Below are 21,323 nucleotides of genomic sequence, written 5' to 3' on the forward strand. Positions count from 1 at the left end.
ACACTGATCAGCTGCTGCGCGGTCCGGTGCTTTCACGAATGACGAGCCTGGTGGGCGTGCTCTGCACCGGAGTGCCGACGTCGCCGTTCGTGAAGCGTGCCAGCAGCGTGCGCGCGGCCTGCGAGCCGAGCAGTCTGGTGGACCGGTGGATCGACGTTAATGCGGGCCAGGCGAGACGTCCCACGATATCGTCGTCGATGCCGATGATCGAATAGTCGCGCGGGCACTCGTAGCCGTTCTTGCGCATGGCGGCGATGAACCCGAGCGCCATCATGTCGTTGTAGGCCACCACGGCGCCGGTCGGGTTCTTCAGATAGTCGCGTGCCATCTGGAATCCGCCCTCATACGTGGGCACGCCCGGCCAGAATCGTTTGATCTTCAGCCCTTCCTCGGCGCATGCCTGCGTCAGCTCGTTCCAGCACATGCCGGCCGACCATGAGTGTGCCGGGCCGTCAAGATAGGTCAGTCGATCGAATCCGAGTCCCTTGAGATGCGCTGCGGTCTGCTTCATGCCCTGTGACACGTCGGTGATCACGCTGGACACGCCACGGATCACGCGATTGGTCACCACTACGGGCTTGACCTGCGCGCATTTGCGAATCATGGAGTCGGGCATACGGCTGGACGCCAGGATCACACCGTCGGCGTAGTACACGGCACGATCGAACGCCACACGCTCCATGGACGCCGACTCGCACGACTCGCTCACCAGTAGTCCCATGCCCTGTCTGGCGCACTCCTGCTGCACGCTGCGCACGATGTCGCTGAAGAACTGGTTCGTCATGTCGGGCACGATGATGGCGACGAGTCCCTTGTGCCCGCTGGACGGTCGCGATTCGACGGGGATCTCGTGATAGCCGAGTTCGTCGGCGACCTGGAAGATGCGTTTGGTGGTGGCTGGGCTCACGCGTCCCGGCATCGAGAATGCTCGGGATACGGTAGACGGGGATACGCCGGCGGCTTTCGCAACATCGCGAATCGTGACCTTGTTGTTCATTTCCACTCCATAACAACCATAGTGTTCGAACATCGCAACACATCGCAATGTTCGTTTCGAGGCACGTCCTTGTGCCAAGTGTAGGCGCATACGTACGATATGCGCGTTTTGGCACGACGCATTCATCGTGTCGTGTCACACGGATGATCCTGCTATCGGCTCGAACCGAACCTGATATCACGCCGGATATCAACCCCGACGGATATGCGAAATCGCACCCCGGGGTACACATCCGGGGTGCGATCAACCGATCAAAGGAAAACAATCAAATCCGTTATGGCGGCTCCTTTCGGGAAACTGGAACGGACGGAACGACGCAGCACCGGGACTATTCGGTGATGCCGTCCTTGAAGATGGCGATCTCGTGCATGCCGTACTCCTCGTTGCGCGTGATCTCCTCGCCGTTGACGGTGGCCATCACGTCCTTGATGAAGTCGGGCAGCACGTCCTCCATGTGCTCGCTGAGCAGACGGCCGGCGTTGAAGTCGATCCAGCGCGAATGCTTGGTGGCAAGCGGCACGTTCGTGGCGACCTTGTACGTGGGCACGTAGGTGCCGTACGGGTTGCCGCGACCGGTGGTGAACAGCACGATGTTGCAGCCGGCGCTGGCGAGCGCGGACGAGGCGACCAGATCGTTGCCCGGCGCCTGCAGCAGGGTCAGGCCCGGCTCGGTGGCCTGGTGGCCGTAGGCGATCACGTCGGTGACCTGACACTTGCCGCCCTTGCGGATGCAGCCGAGGGACTTGTCCTCCAGCGTGGTGATGCCGCCGGCCTTGTTGCCCGGGGACGGGTTCTCGCCGATCGGCTGGTTGTACTTGCGGAAGTAGTCCTTGAAGTTCTTGATCAGGTGGACGACGTCCTCGAAGGTCTTCTCGTCCTTGGCCTGGCTCATGAGCACCTGCTCGGCGCCGAACATCTCGGGCACCTCGGTGAGCACGACCTTGCCGCCCTGTTCGGCGAGCCATTCGGCGAACTTGCCGACCAGCGGGTTGGCGGTCACGCCGGACAGGCCGTCGGAGCCGCCGCACTTGACGCCCACGGTCAGCTCGTTGATCGGAATGGGCTCGCGATGGTCCTTGAGCGCCACTTCGTTGATCTGCTCGAGCAGCCTGGCGGCGGTCTCGTACTCGTCGTCCTCGAGCTGGCAGATCATGAACTTCACACGGTCGGGATCGTAGACGAGTCCGTCCTGCAGGTCCTTGACCACGTCGTCGCTCGGCTCGGAGTCCACGCCGCAGCAGCCCATGAGCGGGGTCATCTCGGACTTGAACTGCGGGATCTGGTTGTTCTCACAGCCGAGGCCCACCACGAGCACGCCGCCGGCGTTCGGGTGCATGGCGATGTCCTGCAGGATGCGCTTGGTCATCTCGTGGTCGCCGCCCAGCTGGGAGCAGCCGTACGGGTGGTGCGCGATGATGATCGAGTCGAAGGCGCCCTTGTCGGGGTGCAGGGCCTCGAACTGCTTGGCGATGTTGTCGCACAGCGAGTTGATGCAGCCGACGGCGGGCACGATGTACAGGTCGTTGCGGATGCCGACCTTGCCGGTGGCGCGGCGGTATCCCTGGAACGTCAGGTCGCTGGGCTTGCTGCCCGGCTTAACCACGTCGGGAACGGGGTCGTACGTGTACTGCAGGTCGGGGCCGAGGTTCGACTTGGTGTTGTGCGTGTGCACCCAGGAGCCCTTGGCGATGTCGCACTTGGCGTGGCCGATCGAATAGCCGTACTTGATGATCTGCTCGCCTTCGGGAATGTCCTCGATGGCGACCTTGTGACCGCGGCCGACGTCCTCGAGCAGAACGACCGGTTCGGCAAGGCCCTCCACCACGACGCTTTCGCCCTTCTTCAGGTCGCGGGCGGCGACGGCAACCTTGTCATGCGGATCGAGATGGATGGTATCCATTGCTTCAAACCTTCCTTGAAAAACGTAAACGTAGGTACGCGGTCTCTCCCGGCGTGACGGAGGGAAGAGACCGCGATGAGTGGGTATGGCTCAGGCGAGTGCCTTGATCAGCGGACGCATGCCCTCGGCCTTGATGGCGTCGAGGTTGGCCTGCACGGCCTCGGCCAGACCCTCGACCTCGGTGAGGTCCTGGCCCCACACGGAGGCGTCGGCGAGGATCGTCTCGGCGTAGTTGTCGTTCTTGGCGGCGGCCTCGAACTTGGCGACCACGGCCGGATCGTCGGAGATGTTGACCTTGCCTTCGGCCAGACCGCCGTAGGTGTAGATCAGACCGGACAGGGCCAGCACCAGGCGCTTGGGCAGACCGTTGCCGGCCTTCACGTTGTTGAGCAGCACCGGCAGGCAGCGGGTCACGTACTTGGCGGCGGAGTTCAGGCCGATGGCGTCGAGCGCGTGCTTGACGAACGGGTTGGCGTAGCGCTCCAGCACGGCCTCGGCGAACTTGTTCAGCTCGTCCTCGGGCAGGGACAGCACCGGGATGATCTCCTCGTGCATCTCCTTCTCGATGAACGGACGCACGTCGGGATCGTTCATGGCCTCGCCCACGGTGGCCACGCCGGCCAGACGGGCCACGGAGGCGAGCGTGGTGTGCGGGCAGTTCAGCAGGAACACCTTGCGCTCACGGTACGGCTTGACGGATTCGGGAGTGACCAGGTCGATGCCAAGCTTCTTGGCGGGCAGTGCCTCGTCGATGGCGGCGGCGTCGCCGGAGACGACCCACAGCAGGAAGGGCTCGGCCTTGACCATGTTGTTGTCCACGTAGCCCAGCTCGTTCCACAGCTCCTCGGCGCGGTCCTTCGGGTAGCCGGGGACGATGCGGTCGACCAGCGTGTTGAAGAACTTGTTGTCGTTCTCCAGCCAGGCCTTGAAGCCTTCGCCGTAGCCGAACTTGTCGGACAGCTCAAGCAGGTACTTCTTCAGGGTGTCGCCGTTGTCGGCGATCAGCTCGCACGGGATGATCAGGAAGCCGGGCAGGCCGTTGTCGTAGCGGCGCTTGAGCAGGTGGATCAGCTTGGCCGGGTAGCTCTTCGGCGGCACGGTGTCGACGGTGTCGGAGTCGTCGAGCGCGATGCCGGCCTCGGTGGTGTTGGAGATGATGATCTTGGCTTCCGGCTCGTCGGCCAGGGCCAGGTACTCCTCCCAGTCGTCGACGGCGGACAGGGACTTGCCGATGGAGTCGATCAGTTCGCGGGACTGCACCTGCTCGCCGTTCTTCAGGCCTTCAAGAATCACGGTGTACAGGTTGTCCTGGGCGGCGATCTCCTTGGCGCGGCCGAAGCCGATCGGCTGCACGATGGCCACGTTGCCACCGAACAGGTCGTTGTTGTTGAGCTGCTGGATCGTCCAGTCGACGAATGCGCGCAGGAAGTTGCCTTCACCGAACTGGATGACCTTGATCGGGCGCTTGGCGGCGTCCGCGGTGGTCAGACCCTTCTCGATGGCGACCTCGGCGTTGAGGACAGGAAGATTGTTGTCAGTCATGGTGTTTCTCCTGCTTTCTGCTTGGTGAAATGCGGGGACAACTCTGCTGCGTTGCGGGGCATTGTGGATTCACGAAACACCGTTACAGCTTCGTATTCCAGCACTTCGTCTTGCTGATTCCCAGCGTATGACCGACGTTGCCATCACTATGAAATTGTTGCCAATCGTTGCCCTGTTTTGCCCGAAAGTCCACGTCAAGTCTTGACAAAACAAAAGACGCCGGCTATATGCCGGCGTCATGCGCTGCAGGGATCGTCGTCCTGCCTCGCTTGCCCCAACCCCTACTTCGCCATCAGTTGTTTGGCGATGGAGACGAATTCGGAGGCCAGCGGGGTGTCGGCGAGTGTGCCGTCCTCGTTCAATACCACGGGCCGGCCGGCCTCGCCGTCGATGCGCACCTCGGGTTCGAGCGGCAGCGTGCCGAGCAGCGGCACGTCATGCTTGAGCGATGCGGTGAGTTGTTCGGAGACGCGGCGGCCGCCGCCCTCGCCGAAAATGCGCAGCTTTTCGCCGTTGTGCTCGTAGTAGCTCATGTTCTCGATCACGCCGCGTACCGTCATCGGCACCTGCAGGGCCACGAGTCCGGCACGCACCGCCACGTCGGAGGCGCTGGGCTGAGGGGTGGTGACCACCACGAGCTCGGCGTTCGGCAGTGCCTGTGCCACGGAGATCGCCATGTCGCCGGTGCCGGGCGCCAGATCGAGCAGCAGCACGTCGGGTTCGCCCCACCATACGTCGGACAGGAACTGTTCCAGCGAGCGCTGCAGTCGCGGGCCGCGCCACAGGATCGCGCGGTCGGCACCGGCGAACATGCCGATGGAGATGAGTTTCACACCCCACGCGGTCACGGGCATGAGCATGCCCTTGAGGTTCGTGGGATGGTCGTGCGTGCCGAACAGCGCGGGCAGCGAGAATCCGTAGATGTCGGCGTCGATGGCCGCGGTGCTGTAGCCGAGCGCGGCGAACGTGGCCGCCAGGTTCGCGGTGACCGACGACTTGCCCACGCCGCCCTTGCCGGAGGCGATGGCGAAGATACGGGTCTTGGATCCCGGCTTGGTGAATGGGTTCTCCTTGCGCTGCGCCTTGAGATCGTTGACCAGTCCGGTGAGCTTCTCCTGGCTCATGGAGCCGACGTCGATGTGCGGGATGAGCGTGGCCGCCGGATAGGAGGTCACGGCCTCGTTGATCTTGTCGATGATGGTCTGCGTGAGCGGGCAGCCCTCCACGGTGAGCTCCACCTTCACCGTCACGTCCACGATGCTGCGGCCGGAGTCGATCACGTCGCGCGGCGCCACGTCGATGCCGGTGATCATGCCGAGATCGGTGATGGACTTGCCCAGTTCGGGGTCGATGACCCGGCTCAGCCGGGTACGCACATTGCGTTCGATGACATCGTTCATTCCCACCTGATTCGCGGCCATATCGTCCTCCTCGCAGATCCTCGCCCATCGGGAACCATCGCAAATAATCCATGTGCCACACTAGCGTGAACCATCGTTCTGTGCCAGACATTCGCACAGGATATCCATACCCATGTCCGCGTGATCTTCGACCGTCCGATCCCCATGCCCCGTCATCAGTCATCCTCTCAGTCACCCTCGGCCGTCGTCTATTTTGTTGCGTCGATCATGAAACACGCGGCTACGGGACAAGTAAATACGCCCGCCCATATGATGAACGTGGATTTTCGATCACCGTCAACCATCAATCATGCATTGGGCGGACCGTCACGGCCGCCCGGAAACGAGGTAATGATGCCGAAGTTCTCCCCCATCCCCGCCAACCCGGTCGTCGAACACGGCGAAGGCGTCACGGCCGACGGCACGCGCATCCGCACCGTATATATGGAGCAGACGGCTGCGAACATGGCGTTCGCCCTGGTGATCCCCGGCGACGACATGCCACGCATCGTGCACTGGGGCCGCCCGATGCCCGCCGCCGGGCGCGACGCCGCGCTGCTGCACGCCTACGCTGCGTTAAAGCCGCAGCGCGTGTCCGGCGCGCTCGACGAGACCGCATGGCCGAGCGTGCTGCCCACGCAGGCGGAATCGTGGATCGGCGAACCGCGGTTCGTGGTGCGTCGTGGTGACGTGGAACTGTTCTGTGGGTTCACGGTGACCGATGTGACCGCCGACGTAATCGACGACGTGCCGTCCGTGACGGTGAGCGCCGAGGATGCCGAGCAGGGTGTGCGTGTGCTGTGGACCGCCGAACTCGAGCAGGGCGGTCTGATCCGCCAGCGTGTCACCGTGCACAACCTGTTCGGCGCCGACGCCGCGCCACTGGAGATCGGCAAGGTGGAGCTCGGCTTTGCGCTGCCGGCGAGCGCCACGGAGATCCTCACCACCACCGGCCATCATCTGCGTGAGCGTTCCCCGCAGCGTCAGCCGCTGACGATCGGCCGGTTCGAGAAGAACTCGCTGACCGGCCGTCCCGACTTCGACGCATCGCTGCTGCTGACCGCCGGCGTGCCCGGCTTCGGTTTCGAACATGGCGAGGCGTACGCGGTGCACGTGGGTTGGAGCGGCAACTCCTGCCTGTCCGCCGAACGACTGCCGTACACGACGGGTGTGATCGGCGGCGGCGAACTGCTGTTCGGCGGCGAGATCGAACTGGACGGCGCCGACAGCACCGACAGCGAGGCCGCATACACCACGCCGTGGGTGTACGGTTCGTTCGGCGACGGTCTCAACGAGATCGCGGCCCGCTTCCACGATCATCTGCGCCGACTGCACCCGAACCTGAGCGCCAAGCCGCGTCCGGTGATCCTCAACACGTGGGAGGCCGTGTACTTCAACCATGACTTCGACACGTTGAAGGCGCTCGCCGACAAGGCCGTCGAAGTAGGCGTGGAGCGCTTCGTGGTGGACGACGGATGGTTCGGCTCCCGCCGCGACGACACGTCCGGTCTGGGTGACTGGCAGATCGCGCAGGAGGTATGGCCGGACGGGCCGAAGAGTCTTAAGGCGCTCGCCGATTACGTGCATGGCGTGGGTCTGGAGTTCGGCCTGTGGTTCGAGCCGGAGATGGTGAACCCGGATTCGGATGTGGCGCGCGCCCACCCGGAGTGGATCCTCTCCCCCACGACCGGCCGTCTGCCGATGCAGGGCCGCAGCCAGCAGGTGCTGGATCTGACCAACCCGGATGCCGCCGCATACATCTTCGACTGCATCGATTCGCTGGTGGGCGAGCTGGGCATCGATTACATCAAGTGGGATCACAACAAGCTGGTCACCGAGGCGGGCAGCCGGTTCAGCGGCCGTCCTGCCGTGCACGCGCAGACCGAGGCCGTGTATGGCATCTGGCGCAGGCTCAAGGAGAATCATCCGGGGCTGGAGATCGAGAGCTGCTCGTCGGGCGGCGGCCGTGTGGATCTGGGCATTCTCGAGTACGCGGATCGCATCTGGGCGTCGGATTGCGTGGATCCGGTGGAGCGTGCCGACATCCAGCGTTACACGTCGCTGCTGGTGCCGCCGGAGATGATCGGCGAGCATGTGGGTGATTCGCCCGCGCATTCGACGCGCCGCGCCACGAGCCAGGAGATGCGCATGGCCATGGCGTTCTTCGGCCATCTGGGTGTGGAGTGGAATCTGCTCAAGCAGCCGCAGGAGAACCTTGATCTGCTGGCCGAGTGGATCGCCGAGTTCAAGAAGCATCGCGAATGGTTCGCGATCGACACGATGGTGCACACGGACTCGCCGGATCCGGCGGTGCGCGTGGACGGCGTGGTCAAGCCGGACCGTTCGGCGGCGATCTACCGGTTCACGCAGCTGACCACGTCGGCCACGTATCCGGCGGCGCCGGTGCGTCTGCCGGGACTGAAGTCGGATGCGAACTATCTGATCCAGCCGGTTCCGGTGAGTCTGGACGTCGAGGGCGCCACGTCGCCGGCCCGCGAGACGATCGGCAACGGTCAGTCGGCGCTCGGCTGGTGGACGGCCGACGGCACGGTGATGAATGGCGCGCAGCTGGCCTCCTATGGTCTGCGCATGCCGAGTCTGCACCCGGCCAACGCCGTCCTCTTCTGGGCCATCGAGGTCTGAGTCCTCGCGTTCCCCCTCCTAGGGAGGGGGATGTCACACACCATGTGACAGAGGGAGGGATCCCAGAGCAGCCAGCCCCGACATCCCCCACGAACCTCCTACTCCCCCAGCACATACCGCCGAATGGCGCAGGCGGCCGCCCCCTGCGCCCACCGTTCCCAGTCGGAGCCAAGGATCTCGAACGGCACCGTCGCCGCCCGGCTGGGACGGTATTCGGCGATGCCCTGACGCACCGATTCAATCTCCATGCCGGCCACGTACGCGGATTCGCCGGCCACGAACACCTTGAGCGGCATGGTCAGGTTGGCCACTAGTCCGATCATCACACCAAGCCGGTAGCATTCGCGCATAAGCAGCTGCTTGGCTTGTGGCACACCGTTTTGCGCGTCCCGCACGTAATCGTCAAATGATTTGACCGTGCCCATGATCTGCGAATACTCGTCAGCAAGCGAATCGTTGGTCAGGCACTGCGCACAACCCCGATGCCCGCACCCGCGGAAGCATCGCGGACCGTCGGGATCGATGAGCAGGTGGCCGGCCAGACCGAACGTCTTGTCGGCGTGATCCACCACTTTGCCATCCTCCACCAGACCGTAGCCGATACCGGTACCGATGGTGAGTAGCGCGAAACGCGGCAGTCCCACGCCGGCGCCAAACCAGTGCTCATACATGAGCAGCGCATCCAGATCGTTGTTCGTCACCGTGTCGAGTCCGGTGGCGGCGCGCACCATGGCGGACAGGTCGCACGGCTCGATCCATGAAAGGAACGTCGCCTCATCCACCACGCCGTCGGTGATGTGCGCACCGATGCCCAGACCGACCATGCATGGTTCGGACAGTCCGAGCCCGCGCGCATCGGCACGGCACTCCTCGACCAGTCGTGCGACGGCGTCAGACACACCGGCCGGCGTGCGATCGGCGAACTCCGTCACATGTGATCCGGCACCGTCGGGCAGCCGGCATTGCGCGTCGACCAGTACCGCCGTGGCGCTGTCGCCGCGAATCTTCACGCCCACGAAGGTGCGCGCGTCGGCATTCGCCACCAGTGCGGACTGCGGGCGACCGCGCTCGCCGGTGCGCTTTCGCGGCTCGAACCCGTACGGCAGGTGTCCGGTCGACGTGTCGTCGTCGCCGGTCTCCCGCACCACGCCGAGATACATGAGGTCGGCGATGATGCGCGAGACGGTGCCGGCCGACAGATCATGCATCTGCGCAAGCGTGGTGCGGGCGATCGGCCCGTATTCGAGAATGTCCGCGGCGATTCTGCGCATGGCCGGCGAACCGTCGAACCATTGTGCGGCACGGTCGCCGTGCGTCATTTCGTCGTCATGGTCGGTCATGTGTCGCTCCCTTCATGGTGTTTTCGCCGGGTCGCTCACCCTCGATCATGTTCTCAGTCGGTCGTGTCCGCAGGTTCTTGTTCGGCGGTACCCTCAGGAGCCTCGCCGGTATCCAGCAGGTGGCGGAAACCGTCTTCGTCGAGCATGGGGATGCCCAGCGCCTCGGCCTTGTCGGCCTTGGATCCGGCGTTCGCACCCACCACCACATACGTGGTCTTCTTGCTCACTGAACCCGCCGCCTTGCCGCCGCGGGAGACGATCGCCTCCTTGGCGGAGTCGCGGGAGAAGCCCTCCAACGATCCGGTAACCACCACGGTCATACCGGCCAGCGTCTGTGGCGCGGTGTTCTCCTCCACATGCGTGCCCACGCCGGCCGCCGTCCACGCGGCGAGGATGCGACCACGCCAGTCTTCGGGGTCGCGTGCGGCGGTGAACCAGCGCACGATGGATTCGGCGATCTCGGGGCCGATGCCGTCGATCTCGGACAGTTCCTCCACGCTCGCCTTGCCGATCGCCTCGAGCGATCCGAGCTGCGAGGCCACGAGCCGGGCGGTGGGCGGGCCGAGCCGGCGGATGGACAGGGCCACGAGCACGCGCCACAGGTCCGCCTGTTTCGCCTTGTCGATTTCGTCGAGCATCTTGCGCGTGTTCTCGCCGGGACGGATGATCACCGGCACCTCGACCGTGCCGCCGCGCGTCCGCCGCACGTGATGGTCAACGATCACGGCGTCCTCCGGCACCGCATACTCGGGATAGTCGGGACGGATCTGCGTCTCCGGCGTCTTCTCATTGGCCTTGCGGGCGTCGGCCGGCGCGGTCCAGAACGCCGGAGTCCGGTACCATAGTCCGGAACCGCCCAAGCGCCTACGGGTCTTGGTCGTACGCCCGGTCTTCGGGCTCATGTCCTCCCGCACCTCGATGATCGGCACCTCACGCCATACGGTCACGTCGCGCAGCCGATCCAGATCGAGCGAGAACACGTCGGCCTCGCTGGTAAGCACGGGAGTCTGCGGTTCGGGCAGCCGTAGCCCCTCCACCGGCTCGTACGGCTCGGGCTCCTCGCCCGGTCCGACCAGGATCTCGCGCAGGTTCGGCGCATACGTGTCGACCGAATCGGGACGGTTCTCCTCCGGATTGGTCAGGGCGATAGCGCTCTGGTCTCCCAGATGCTCAATGTCGAACGCCTTGCGCGAGGCCAGGTTGATGATGCGTTCGGTCAGCTGCGCCGGGCAGCTTTCCACGTTGGGGCAGCGAATGTCCTTGTCGCCCTCCTTGGCGGGGGCGAGTCTGGTTCCGCAGCTCGGGCAGTACTCCGGCATCACGAACTCGCGCAGCTCGTTTTCGCGCCCCTTGCGGCGTTCGAGCACCGGCCCCACAAGCTCGGGAATCACGTCACCGGCCTTGCGCACCACCACGGTGTCGCCGATGAGCACGCCCTTGCGCTTGACCTCGAACGGGTTGTGCAGCGTAGTGCGCGCCACGGTGGAGCCGGCCACATACACCGGTTTGAGCACGGCCACCGGGGTCACGCGACCGGTGCGCCCCACCTGCACGGTGATGTCGAGCAGTTCGGTATTCACTTCCTCGGGCGGATACTTGTAGGCGATCGCCCAGCGCGGCGCGCGCGACGTGGCGCCGAGACGACGCTGCAGACCGAGATCGTCGACCTTCACCACGATGCCGTCGAGCGCATGCTCGATGTCGTTGCGATGCTCGCCGTAGTAGTCGATCATGTCGAGCACTTCGGCGAACGACGAGACGGTGCGATTGTGCGGCGATACCGGCACGCCCCACTTTTCGTACAGCGCGTACGCCTCGGACTGGTTGTGCACCACGTCGTGCGTGCCGCGCGGATGGTCGGCACCCCAGTCGAGCGTGCCGATGCCGTGCGCGTAGAACGTGAGGTTGCGGGTGGCGGTGATGCGCGGATCCTTCTGACGCAGCGAGCCGGCCGCCGCGTTGCGCGGATTGGCGAACGGGGGCCGTCCCTGCTCCTCCTGACGCTCGTTGAGCGCCCTGAAGTCGTCAAAACGCATGAACACCTCGCCGCGCACCTCCACCATGTCGGGGATGTCGTCGGACGGTCCGCCGAGATTCTGCGGAATGTTGGAGATCGTACGCGCGTTCATGGTGATGTCCTCGCCGGTCACGCCGTCACCGCGCGTCAGTCCCTGTTCGAGCACGCCGCCCCGGTAGATCAGGTTCAGCGCCAGACCGTCGATCTTCACTTCGCAGCTCATCGGCAGCGGCTTGCCTTCCGGCCAGTCGAGGTCTCGGATCACGGAATCGTACCAGTCGCGCAGCTCCTCGATGCTGAACACGTCGTCGAGACTCATCATGCGGGAGGGGTGACGGACGGACGCGAAGTCGTTCGAGAACGTGCCGCCCACACGATGCGTGGGCGACTGTGGGGAATCCAACGCCGGGAACTCGGCCTCAAGCCGCTGCAGGCAGCGCATGCGCGCATCGTACGCGGCGTCGGACGCCACCGGGGCGTCGTTGACATAATAGGCGATCTGGTCGGTCTCCACCCATGCCGCCACTTTGGTCCACAGTCGGGCCGCGGCCTCGGAGCTCATGGACGCCACGTCCAGGCGTTCCAATCGCAGTGCATCGGCGTCGCTCTGCGTGAGCGCGGCGATCCACTCGAACGAACCAGGTTCGGCGGCGGCCACGGGAGTGTCCTCCACCACGTCGCCGTCCCCATCGAAATCCCAAGCCAGTTGTGCGTCGTGGGCGGAGCCCGTTGCCGAAGTCGTCATGCAGAGTCCTCTATGTAGTCGAACATACCTACGAACACTGTACCTGCGCCCCCGTCCCGGCTATGGGAGTCCCGCCCGGCAGGAAGCGCCAGGGAACATTACGCCGGACCGGCACCTACGCGCTCAGCGAGCGCAGGAACTGCAGCTGAATGGCGTCCATGCCGTCACCGTCGTCGGTCATACGGGCGGCGGCCATCGACAGCGTGCGAGCCGGCACGAACAGCGCGTTGTCCACGCTCACGCGGGCCGCGTCGCGCACGATCGTCGCCACTTCGCTCTCCGGCCATACGGGCATCTCATGCTCGTGCAGCACGGTCTTCGCCTCCTGAACGGTATGAGGCACGGCGATGCACTGCGAGCGCGCACGGGAGAACAGCTCGTTGAGTTCGGAATCGATCGGTCCCATGGCGCCCGGGGCGATGTGGTTGCTCATCAGGTACGCGGCGGCAGCGATGTCGAAGTCGTCGCGCATCCACTCCGCGTAGGCCAGACGGTAGTAGGCGAATGCGGCGTCGTCACGGTCGAGCGACACGCGCAGCGCGTTCAGGCATGCGGCGCGCGCCGAATCCCAGTCCTGCGTGTTGGCCAGCTGGATGGCGAGCCTCAGATGCGACAACGGGTAGGCGGGCGCATAGGCCACCATGGCGTTGAGGTGCGGCAGCGCCTTGTCCGGTCCGAAAAGCTGGGCGAGCACGTCGGCGAGTTCCATATGCGCGTAGAACAGGTTGTCCGGAATCAGCACGGTCTTCTCGTCAGGCGTGGCGAACAGACGGTTGTAGACCACGCGTTCGGCATACGAGTTGAAGTACCTGGGCACGCCGCCGGTGGAGGCGAACAGTTTGTCGAGATGGTCCACTGCCGCTTCGGCGATCTCCACGGCCTTCTGCGTTTCGCCGCCGAAGAGCATGTCGCGGGCCTTGAGCCGTTCGGCGTCAAGCCGATCCGCGAGCCCGAAATCAGGTTCGGGAGTGTCGAGCCCATCGATGATCGCACTGGTCACGTCGCCGGCCACGTCGTTGAGCTCGGGATCGCCGATACGGTGAATGACATCCATGGCACGATGTGCGCGTTCCACGGACGAGAGCGAATCATCGAGCACCAGCCGGTGGAAATGGTTGATCGCACGCTGCAGCACGTCCACGCGCTGAATGGACAGGTCGAGCGTATCCCTCGCACCAAGCACTCTGGCCACGGGCGCGGGGAACCGCTGTTCGCTTAGTTCCGGCGCCTCCTGTGCGCCGGTCGGCGAGTACATGGCGTCACGCAGATCGAATTCGGCGTCGATCGGCTTGAGCCCGTCGTTGCCGTCCACGTCCATGGTGGCGTTGAACGCGCGGTACAGGTGCTGTGGACGGGCGAGGCCCTCCTCGCCGATCATGGTGAGGAAGCGCTCGCGGGTGAAGGTGACGGTCACGAGGTTGCGTACGGTGGGGTTCTTGCGCAGCGCGGCGATCGGGTCGTCGGGGTCGGTGGTGTCGTCGCTCTGATCGGTGTCGCCCATGTCGAACGGGTCGTCGGTGTCCTTGGCGTCGTCGAGCGTGTTGCTGGCGTCGTCGTCATCGGAGCCGGCAGGCATGGAGAAGGCCATGGCGTCAATGTCCACGCCCTTCATGAGGTTTTCGAACTCGCGGTCCACGGATTCGTCGTTGGCGGCTGCGGATGACGTAGATGAATCGGCGTTCCCGGTCTCCCCCACGCCCGTATCGTCGGCCGACGCCGACGCCGTTTCGGTCGGGGGCGTGTCGACTTCGGGCGGGGCCAGTTGGCGTGCGGCGCTGCCGTGCACGTCGCCGTCCTTCGGATCGGCTTTGGTCACGCCGCCGATCGTGCCACCGGAGCGCATGTCCTCGAACATGTGCAGAGCTTCGCTCATCAGGGAGGAGATCGCCGAGTTCTGTTCGGCCACGGCCTCTTCCAGGCCGATGGAGTCCACGTGCAGTGACACGCGTTCCACGTGGTCGTCCACGCCGAAGGCGAGCGCGGCGAGCATGAGTCCGACGCGCAGATTGTAGTCGGCGGAGAGTGCGGCCCTGTCGGACTGGCTCAGGTCCACCCAGGTGCGCCGCTGTTCGTCGTAGCGGTTGGTGGGCATCATCGAGGTGCCGGCGGTGGTGAAGCCGATGGCCACGTTGCCGTCCTGCAGGCTGGCACGGAATTCGACGTCGAACCGGTAGGGCAGGCGAAGTCGGCGTACCAGTGAGGAGAAGGTCTGGCGGTATACCCATTCCGATCCGTTCGCGTCCCGCACCGTGGCGTGCGCCGTCGGACGGTCGGATGGCGCCGCCACGGGATCAGGGAATTCGGTGGCGGTTTCGACGGCGGCCTCGCGCGCGGCTTCGACCATGGCGGCGAGCGCGGCGGTGCCGTCGTCGTGCACGGGGTCGAATCGTTCGTTGGGGTCGTCTTCGATGTCGAGCGCGGTGATGGCGGGGTTGGTCAGCAGGGCCCAGTCGAGCTGTGACGCCTGGGCGCGGGTGACGGTGTCCTCGGTGGGGTATGCGCCGAGTCGGGCGTTGCGCTCGAGCCACATGCTTACGGCGGCGAACCGGTTGAGGTTGCCTTCGATGCGCAGCGAGGCGAGCGCCGCGGGGAATTCAAGTCCGGAATCCCAGCCGAAGAAGTAGCCGCCCGAATACGGCGACGTGTAGAGGTGCAATGGTTCGGCGCCGTGTACGGCCTCGAGTCCTTCGATCTGGTCGAGTGCGCCGGCTTCGTTCATCAGGTCGGCGAAGAGGTCTTCAAGCCCGGAGACGCGCATGCCGTGGGCGCGGGCCTGCAGCGTGTCCTTGACGCTGCGTCGGATTGCGCCGATGGGCGCTTCGCGGCGCAGTCGGCGGAAGATGTTGCCCGAACCGAATCCGATCATGAATCCGTTGACGCGTGGCAGGAAGTAGACGGCGAAGAACGCGATGGCCATGGCGTCTCGGTATTCGAGGTCGGCGCGCAGTTCCACGGGCAGGTCGGCGCGCAACTGTTCGAGCGTGTACCGGTTGTCGGATTTGAGCCATGAGGCCAGCCACATCATGTCGCCGTCGTCGCCGCGGCCGACGATGCCGCCCTGCAGCACGGTCATGGTGTCATCGTCGACGGTGCCGTTCGATCCGGGGCGGTCGGCGCCGTCGAGTCGGCTGGCCGACACGTGGATTTCGTTCTCCTTGGCGAACAGGAACACGGGATTGTCCCGCTGCGTGTCGGGGTTGATGTCGGGACCTGCGAAAATGCGTCCCTTGTTGTCGACGAAGGCGATCGGCGTGCAATGGTTGCGGTCGGTGAACACGGCCAGGGAGAATCCACGACCATGCGACTGCGGGAACTGTGCCCAGCCGACGGAGAGGCCGTCGGGCACTCCCGGGATGCCGGTCAGCAGGCGTCGATTGACAAGCGGACTGATTCGTCTGGCGTGTGCGGCGAGCTCGCGCAGCATGTCGCCGTTGATGCCATGGACGGCGTTCATGCCAAGAGTATCCGCATGCTGATTCGTGTCGGCACCGGGTTCGAACGTGTCGTCGGCACTGTTGCCGCCGGTTTTGCCCGCACCGAATCGTGATGTCAGCGTTTCCAATTCCCCCAACGCCCGGTGCAGCATCCGCCCGTATCGAGAACGTTTGCGACCATTGTTACGCCGGTTGGAGGATGAAGTAGACATACCGTTCATTGTCACAATCCTCACCGACATAGACCGCGTTTCATGCCTTCAGAGAACAGTCTCCTACAATGGGCGTGTGACTTGCCGTACCTCCTCCCCTGCCGGGACGCATGCCAGTGTCGTGCGTCGTCTGGCACGCCATCGCATCGGCCTGCTGGCCGCGGCGATCATCATTCTGATCGAGATCACGTTGGGCAATATGCCGTTCTGGACGTCACTCGGCACTCCCACGCCCACCGCCGTGAACAACGCCCATGTCACGCTTGGCGACGGACTGGTCGAAAGCGGCGACGGCGTATTGCGCGTCGTCGATCCGACGGCGGCATACATCGACGTGACCGTGAACGATCAGCCGGTGCGATACATACGGTACGACTTCGGCGGCGGCTCCCCCCGGAAGGCGGACATCCGCGGCAAGGAGGCCAAGTTCTCATGGAATCCGAGGATCCGTCTGGATGCCGGCAGCGGCGCCGATACCGGCAGCAACGCGGACGCGGCCGATGCGGGCACTTCTAATGCCGTCGACTGGCATACCGGCCGTGTGGTCGGCGTCAGCCATGGGGTCAAGGCCACTCATGTGATACGCAACCGCGCCTATGACGGCGATGTGGTTCGTCTTCGTCTGTGGATCCAGGAGTCCTACGACACGCAGTTTGCGTTCCACCGGATCGTTGTCAATGCGCATCCCACGTTCCGCATCAGTCCCGTACGAGTGCTGGTCATGGCGGCGGTGGCGGCGATCCTGATCGCTCTGCGACCCCGGTCGCGGCTGTATTCCATGACACTGGATACGCGGGACCGTCGGCAGCGTCTGTCGCTCGTCACGGCGGTAGTGCCGTTCCTGATCGCGTTCGGGTTCACGATCTGGTCGGGCATCAATCAGGGGCCGCAGGTCTTCCACCGTCCGTTCGCGTACACCTATGACATGGATCAGTATGCCCGTCTGGGTGATGCGTTGCTGCATGGCCGTCCCTGGCTGGACCTGCCAGTGCCGCAGGCGATCATGAATGCCGCCGACCCTTATGACGTGGCGTTTCATGAGCGGCTGCTCGCCACCGGCACGAACGAGGTGTACTGGGATCACGCGTATTTCAATGGCCACTGGTATTCGTATTTCGGCGTGGTGCCGGCACTGCTGCTGTTCGTGCCGTTTCAGGCGATCACGTCGCTGTGGGTCGACGGTGGCGCGTGGCTGCCTGCCTCGGTGGCGACGGTCGCGTTCCTGATCGGTTTTCTGGTGTTCGGGCTGCTGCTGGTGGTGCGCCTGTTCACCCGGTTCTTCCCCACGGTGAGTGTCGGATCCACGGTGTTGGCGATGATCACGTTCGCCTGCGGCTCGAACGCATGGGTGCTGTGGATGCGGCCGTCGTTCTATGAGATTCCCACGGCGTCCGCGCTGATGTTCACGATGATGGGTCTATGGTTCTGGCTTGGCGCGCGACGCGGCGGCGGGGCCGATGACGGGAACGGCGGGTATCGGCTGTCGCGGGCGCACATCGCCGCGGGTTCGCTGTGTATGGCGCTCACGTTGGGCTGCCGTATGACGTTCATCTTCTGCGCGCTGTTCTTCCTGCCGGTCTTCGCCGACGAGATCCGTTCGGGACTCGTGCTGCGTCCGATCGGCATGCTGCTGCCGCGCCGGTGGCGGATGGGTGTATGGAAGACGCAGGCGCGCGGGCATCGACTGCCTCCGCACGTGTTCGCCTCGTGGCGCAACGATCTGGCGGCGCTGCTGCCGGCGGTCGCGGTGTTCGCCGGACTGTTGTGGTACAACCTGTGGCGGTTCGGATCGCTGCTGGATTTCGGCAATGACTATCAGTTCACGGTGGTGGATCTGACCCGATACCGGGAACCGTTGGTGGTGTTGCCGCAGATCGTGGGCTACTACCTGTTCCAGCCGCCACGGCTGACGGGAACGTTCCCGTGGCTGACGGTGCCGTATACGCCGGTGACGCCGTGGCAGTATCATGAGCGGATCATCGGCGGCCTGTTCTGGATGATTCCGGTCTGTCTGCTGGTGTTTCTGATGCCGCCCATGCGTCATGCGCTGCGTCGTCATCGCGCGTGGGGTCTGGCCTGCACGTCGGTGATGCTGGGCGTGTTCGAACTGCTGTTCGTCAGCTATAAGGGCGGTATGGACTGGCGGTATGCCTGTGATTTTTCGTGGCTGTTCACACTGCCGGGAATCCTGATGATCCCGATCATGATGGAGTGGGCGCGCACCCGCATGATGCTCACGTCCGTGGGGATTACGCGTACGGCCCGGACGGCCCGCGCCGCGGTGATCGTACTGGTGTTGTGGACGTTGTTCATGACGGTGGCCAGCTCGTTCATGACCGGCCGCGCCAGCCCGCTGATCTCCAGCAATCCGGTGGTGTTCTACACCGTCCAATCCTGGTTCGTCTGGTGATTTGTCGTCGTCACGGAGTGTCCCCGGCGTTGCGGAAGACTCGACGTACCGTTGTACGCCTTCACGTCCCGCGCCTTGGGGACACACGCGTGACGACGACAAATCGCACTGTGATGGGCTGCATTTCGCGCGATGGTCTGAACGATATTGGCGGGGTCTGGGCGACCCTCCCTCAGTCCGACCTGCGGTCGGCCAGCTCCCTCCCTCGGAGGGAGCACATGCCCATACCCCTGCGTGCTCCCTCCGAGGGAGGGAGCTGTCACGCCCCGCGTGACTGAGGGAGGGCTCCCCACGCAACACAGCGAATCTTATGTCTCCAAAGTAAAAAATCCGCGCCACGCGTGTGGCCTCAAGGCGCGGAAGACGCAGGCGTACGAAGGTACGTCAAGTCTTCCGCAACGCCGAGGACCTTATGCTCAAAAGTAAAAAATCCGCGCCACGCGTGTGGCCTCGGTGCCGCGGAACGTGAAGGCATACAACGGTACGTCGAACGTTCAGCGGCGCCGGGGACACTCCGTGGCGCGGATTTTTGCTTTTAGAAGGTGGAGGCGTAGTAGCCCGCCCCCACAATTCCCGCGTCGTTGAGGAGCTGGGCGGGGACGATGGGGGTCTTGATGTCGATGTAGGGGAAGAACTTTTCGTGCTTCTTGCTGACGCCGCCGCCGACGACGAAGATGTCGGGGCTGAAGTAGTGTTCGAGCATGCGGTAGTACTTGGTGAGTCGCTTGCCCCACTTCTTCCAGGTGAGTTCTTTGGCGGTGCGGACGGAGTCGGCGGTGTACTTTTCGGAGTCGCCCTTGTCGTCGAGCAGGAGGTGGCCGAGCTCGGTGTTGGGGACGAGGACGCCGTTCATGATGAGGGCGGTGCCGATGCCGGTGCCGAGGGTGGTGGCGATGACGAGGCCGTCGACGCCTTTGGCGGCGCCGTACTGGGCTTCGGCGAGGCCGGCGGCGTCGGCGTCGTTGACGACGTGGACGGTGCGGCCGGTCTGTTCGCACATGAGTTCGTTGATGTCGACGCCGACCCAGGACTGGTCGAGGTTGGCCATGAAGTCGAGGGGGCGGCCGGGCTTGATGGGCGCGGGGAAGGCAATGCCGATGGGGGTGCCGTCTTCGACCTCATAGTGGTCGAGAATCTGCTTGACGATGCCGGCGACGGCGATGGGGGTGGATTCCTCGGGGGTGGGGATGCGGAGTCGCTCGCAGGCGAACTTGCCTTCCTTGAGGTCTACAGGGGCGCCTTTGATGCCGGATCCACCGATGTCGATGCCGAATGCCTGTGCGGTTTCAATCATGTGTTTTCTCCTCGCCGAGATTGATCGGTTGGCCCGCAATTCGAACCTATATGAACGAATGTACCACCGTCGGGGGTTGTGACGGGCCAACCGGGACGCGTTTTTGCGGTGTGTTACGCGTGGCGTGCGGCGAAGACGCGTCTGAGGTTTTCGTGCATGATGATCATGAGGATGAGGATGGCGCCGAGGTAGAAGGGGTAGAGGGTGACGGTGATGTGGTTGGCGATGAGGCCGAAGATGGGTGGTGCGCTGAGGCTGCCGGCGTAGGCGCAGGCCATTTGCACGCCGATGACGGCTTGGGATTTGTCGGCACCGAAGTAGGCGGGAGTGGAGTGGATGACGCATGGGTAGATGGGCGCGCAGCCGAGTCCGACGACAATGAGGCCGATGAGCGGCATGATGGTGCTGAAGGGCAGCATCATGAGGATGACGCCGCAGCCGACGAGTGCCTGGCCCATGCGGATCATGGTGTGATCGGGGAAGCGCATGGTGAGGAATCCGCTGACGGCGCGTCCGGCGGTGATGCCCATGTAGAAGAGGCTGGCCCATGCGGCGGCCTGGTCGGCGTTGATGCCGTGGCCGAGCACCATGTAGCTGGCGGCCCAGAGTCCGGCAGTGGTTTCGACGGCGCAGTAGCAGAAGAACATGATGAGGATGGATTTGGCGCCGGGGATGGCGAGCACGGCGATGGGTCCGAGGGGTTTGCGGGGTTCGGTTTCGCGCTGTTCACCGTCGGCCGCCGTGGCGGCGGCATCGTCTCGGGTTTTCCAGAGGGGAAGGCTGATGAGGATGAGTGCGGTGAGCACGACTTGGAGGATGGAGACCCAGCGGTAGCCGGAGTGCCATCCGTAGCCGCCGGTGAGGGCGTAGTTCATGATGTAGGGGCCTGCGGATGCGCCGATGCCCCACATGCAGTGCAGCCAGCTCATATGGCGGCTGCTGTAGTGGAGGGCCACGTAGTTGTTGAGGGCGGCGTCCACGGCTCCGGCGCCGAGTCCGTAGGGTATGGCCCAGAGGCAGAGCACCCAGAACGAGGGGGCGAACGAGAATCCGGCGAGCGCGATGGCGGTGGTGGCGACGCTGAGTGCGGTGACTTTGCCGGCGCCGAGTTTGAGGGTGAGCCGGTCGCTCATGAGGGCGGAGACGATGGTGCCGGCGCTGATGATCATGGAGATCATGCCGGCGTATGAGACCGGTACGTCGAATTGCGGGTACATGACGGGCCATGCCGCGCCGAGTACGGCGTCGGGCAGGCCGAGGCTGATGAACGCCACGTAGATCACGGCGAGCAGCAGGTTGCCCATGGTTCTCTCCTTGTCGGGGCGGGTACATGCCGTTGTCGTTGATCGTTTGTCGTCATGGTCTGACGTTGACCGTGTATGGCGATGC

The 21,323-nt window shown here is 64.4% G+C and carries 11 protein-coding genes; 2 read left to right on the forward strand and 9 right to left on the reverse strand.

What is annotated here, in order from left to right; all coding sequences use genetic code 11:
- Positions 1-7: 7 nt before the first annotated feature.
- From D2E23_RS02585 to D2E23_RS02600, 4 genes are all read right to left on the reverse strand, one after another.
- Complete coding sequence (locus D2E23_RS02585; protein ID WP_126029445.1) at positions 8-997, reverse strand: LacI family DNA-binding transcriptional regulator; 990 nt, start codon at positions 995-997, stop codon at positions 8-10.
- Positions 998-1,325: 328 nt separating this feature from the next.
- Positions 1,326-2,897 (reverse strand): UxaA family hydrolase, encoded by a 1,572-nt coding sequence (locus D2E23_RS02590; RefSeq protein ID WP_126029446.1) that lies wholly within the window; start codon positions 2,895-2,897, stop codon positions 1,326-1,328.
- A gap of 90 nt (positions 2,898-2,987) precedes the next feature.
- Positions 2,988-4,439, reverse strand: a complete 1,452-nt coding sequence (locus D2E23_RS02595; protein ID WP_126029447.1) for a tagaturonate reductase — start codon at positions 4,437-4,439, stop codon at positions 2,988-2,990.
- 281 nt (positions 4,440-4,720) lie between these two features.
- On the reverse strand, positions 4,721-5,839 hold the full coding sequence (locus tag D2E23_RS02600; protein ID WP_126029607.1) for an Mrp/NBP35 family ATP-binding protein: 1,119 nt from the start codon (positions 5,837-5,839) through the stop codon (positions 4,721-4,723).
- A gap of 354 nt (positions 5,840-6,193) precedes the next feature.
- On the opposite strand from D2E23_RS02600, the gene D2E23_RS02605 reads away from it, so the two are divergent.
- Positions 6,194-8,482, forward strand: a complete 2,289-nt coding sequence (locus D2E23_RS02605) for an alpha-galactosidase (protein ID WP_126029608.1) — start codon at positions 6,194-6,196, stop codon at positions 8,480-8,482.
- 98 nt (positions 8,483-8,580) lie between these two features.
- On the opposite strand, the gene D2E23_RS02610 is transcribed toward D2E23_RS02605, so the two are convergent.
- From D2E23_RS02610 to D2E23_RS02620, 3 genes are all read right to left on the reverse strand, one after another.
- On the reverse strand, positions 8,581-9,822 hold the full coding sequence (locus tag D2E23_RS02610) for an ROK family protein (RefSeq protein WP_126029448.1): 1,242 nt from the start codon (positions 9,820-9,822) through the stop codon (positions 8,581-8,583).
- Between the two features lie 53 nt (positions 9,823-9,875).
- Complete coding sequence (gene ligA, locus D2E23_RS02615) at positions 9,876-12,584, reverse strand: NAD-dependent DNA ligase LigA (protein WP_126029449.1); 2,709 nt, start codon at positions 12,582-12,584, stop codon at positions 9,876-9,878.
- A 115-nt stretch (positions 12,585-12,699) separates the two neighbouring features.
- Positions 12,700-16,038, reverse strand: a complete 3,339-nt coding sequence (locus tag D2E23_RS02620; RefSeq protein WP_420897287.1) for a tetratricopeptide repeat protein — start codon at positions 16,036-16,038, stop codon at positions 12,700-12,702.
- 268 nt (positions 16,039-16,306) lie between these two features.
- Between D2E23_RS02620 and D2E23_RS02625 the strand changes: the two genes are divergently transcribed.
- Complete coding sequence (locus D2E23_RS02625) at positions 16,307-18,640, forward strand: hypothetical protein (protein ID WP_126029451.1); 2,334 nt, start codon at positions 16,307-16,309, stop codon at positions 18,638-18,640.
- A 535-nt stretch (positions 18,641-19,175) separates the two neighbouring features.
- Here the strand turns inward: D2E23_RS02625 and ppgK are convergent.
- The gene (gene ppgK, locus D2E23_RS02630) at positions 19,176-19,934 is read right to left on the reverse strand and encodes a polyphosphate--glucose phosphotransferase (protein WP_126029452.1); all 759 of its coding nucleotides are present in this window, start codon (positions 19,932-19,934) and stop codon (positions 19,176-19,178) included.
- Between the two features lie 113 nt (positions 19,935-20,047).
- Positions 20,048-21,238, reverse strand: coding sequence for an MFS transporter (locus D2E23_RS02635; protein ID WP_126029453.1), 1,191 nt, complete (start codon positions 21,236-21,238; stop codon positions 20,048-20,050).
- Between the last annotated feature and the right edge of the window lie 85 nt (positions 21,239-21,323).

The sequence above is a fragment of the Bifidobacterium callimiconis genome (assembly GCF_003952005.1).
Classification (GTDB): Bacteria; Actinomycetota; Actinomycetes; order Actinomycetales; family Bifidobacteriaceae; genus Galliscardovia; species Galliscardovia callimiconis.

Coding starts and splice junctions, on each gene's coding strand:
- D2E23_RS02595 (WP_126029447.1), bottom strand. CDS start 4,439: ATGACTGACAACAATCTTCCTGTCCTCAACGCCGAGGTCGCCATCGAG.
- D2E23_RS02600 (WP_126029607.1), bottom strand. CDS start 5,839: ATGAACGATGTCATCGAACGCAATGTGCGTACCCGGCTGAGCCGGGTC.
- D2E23_RS02605 (WP_126029608.1), top strand. CDS start 6,194: ATGCCGAAGTTCTCCCCCATCCCCGCCAACCCGGTCGTCGAACACGGC.
- ligA (WP_126029449.1), bottom strand. CDS start 12,584: ATGACGACTTCGGCAACGGGCTCCGCCCACGACGCACAACTGGCTTGG.
- D2E23_RS02620 (WP_420897287.1), bottom strand. CDS start 16,038: ATGAACGCCGTCCATGGCATCAACGGCGACATGCTGCGCGAGCTCGCC.
- D2E23_RS02585 (WP_126029445.1), bottom strand. CDS start 997: ATGAACAACAAGGTCACGATTCGCGATGTTGCGAAAGCCGCCGGCGTA.
- D2E23_RS02590 (WP_126029446.1), bottom strand. CDS start 2,897: ATGGATACCATCCATCTCGATCCGCATGACAAGGTTGCCGTCGCCGCC.
- D2E23_RS02610 (WP_126029448.1), bottom strand. CDS start 9,822: ATGACCGACCATGACGACGAAATGACGCACGGCGACCGTGCCGCACAA.
- D2E23_RS02635 (WP_126029453.1), bottom strand. CDS start 21,238: ATGGGCAACCTGCTGCTCGCCGTGATCTACGTGGCGTTCATCAGCCTC.
- ppgK (WP_126029452.1), bottom strand. CDS start 19,934: ATGATTGAAACCGCACAGGCATTCGGCATCGACATCGGTGGATCCGGC.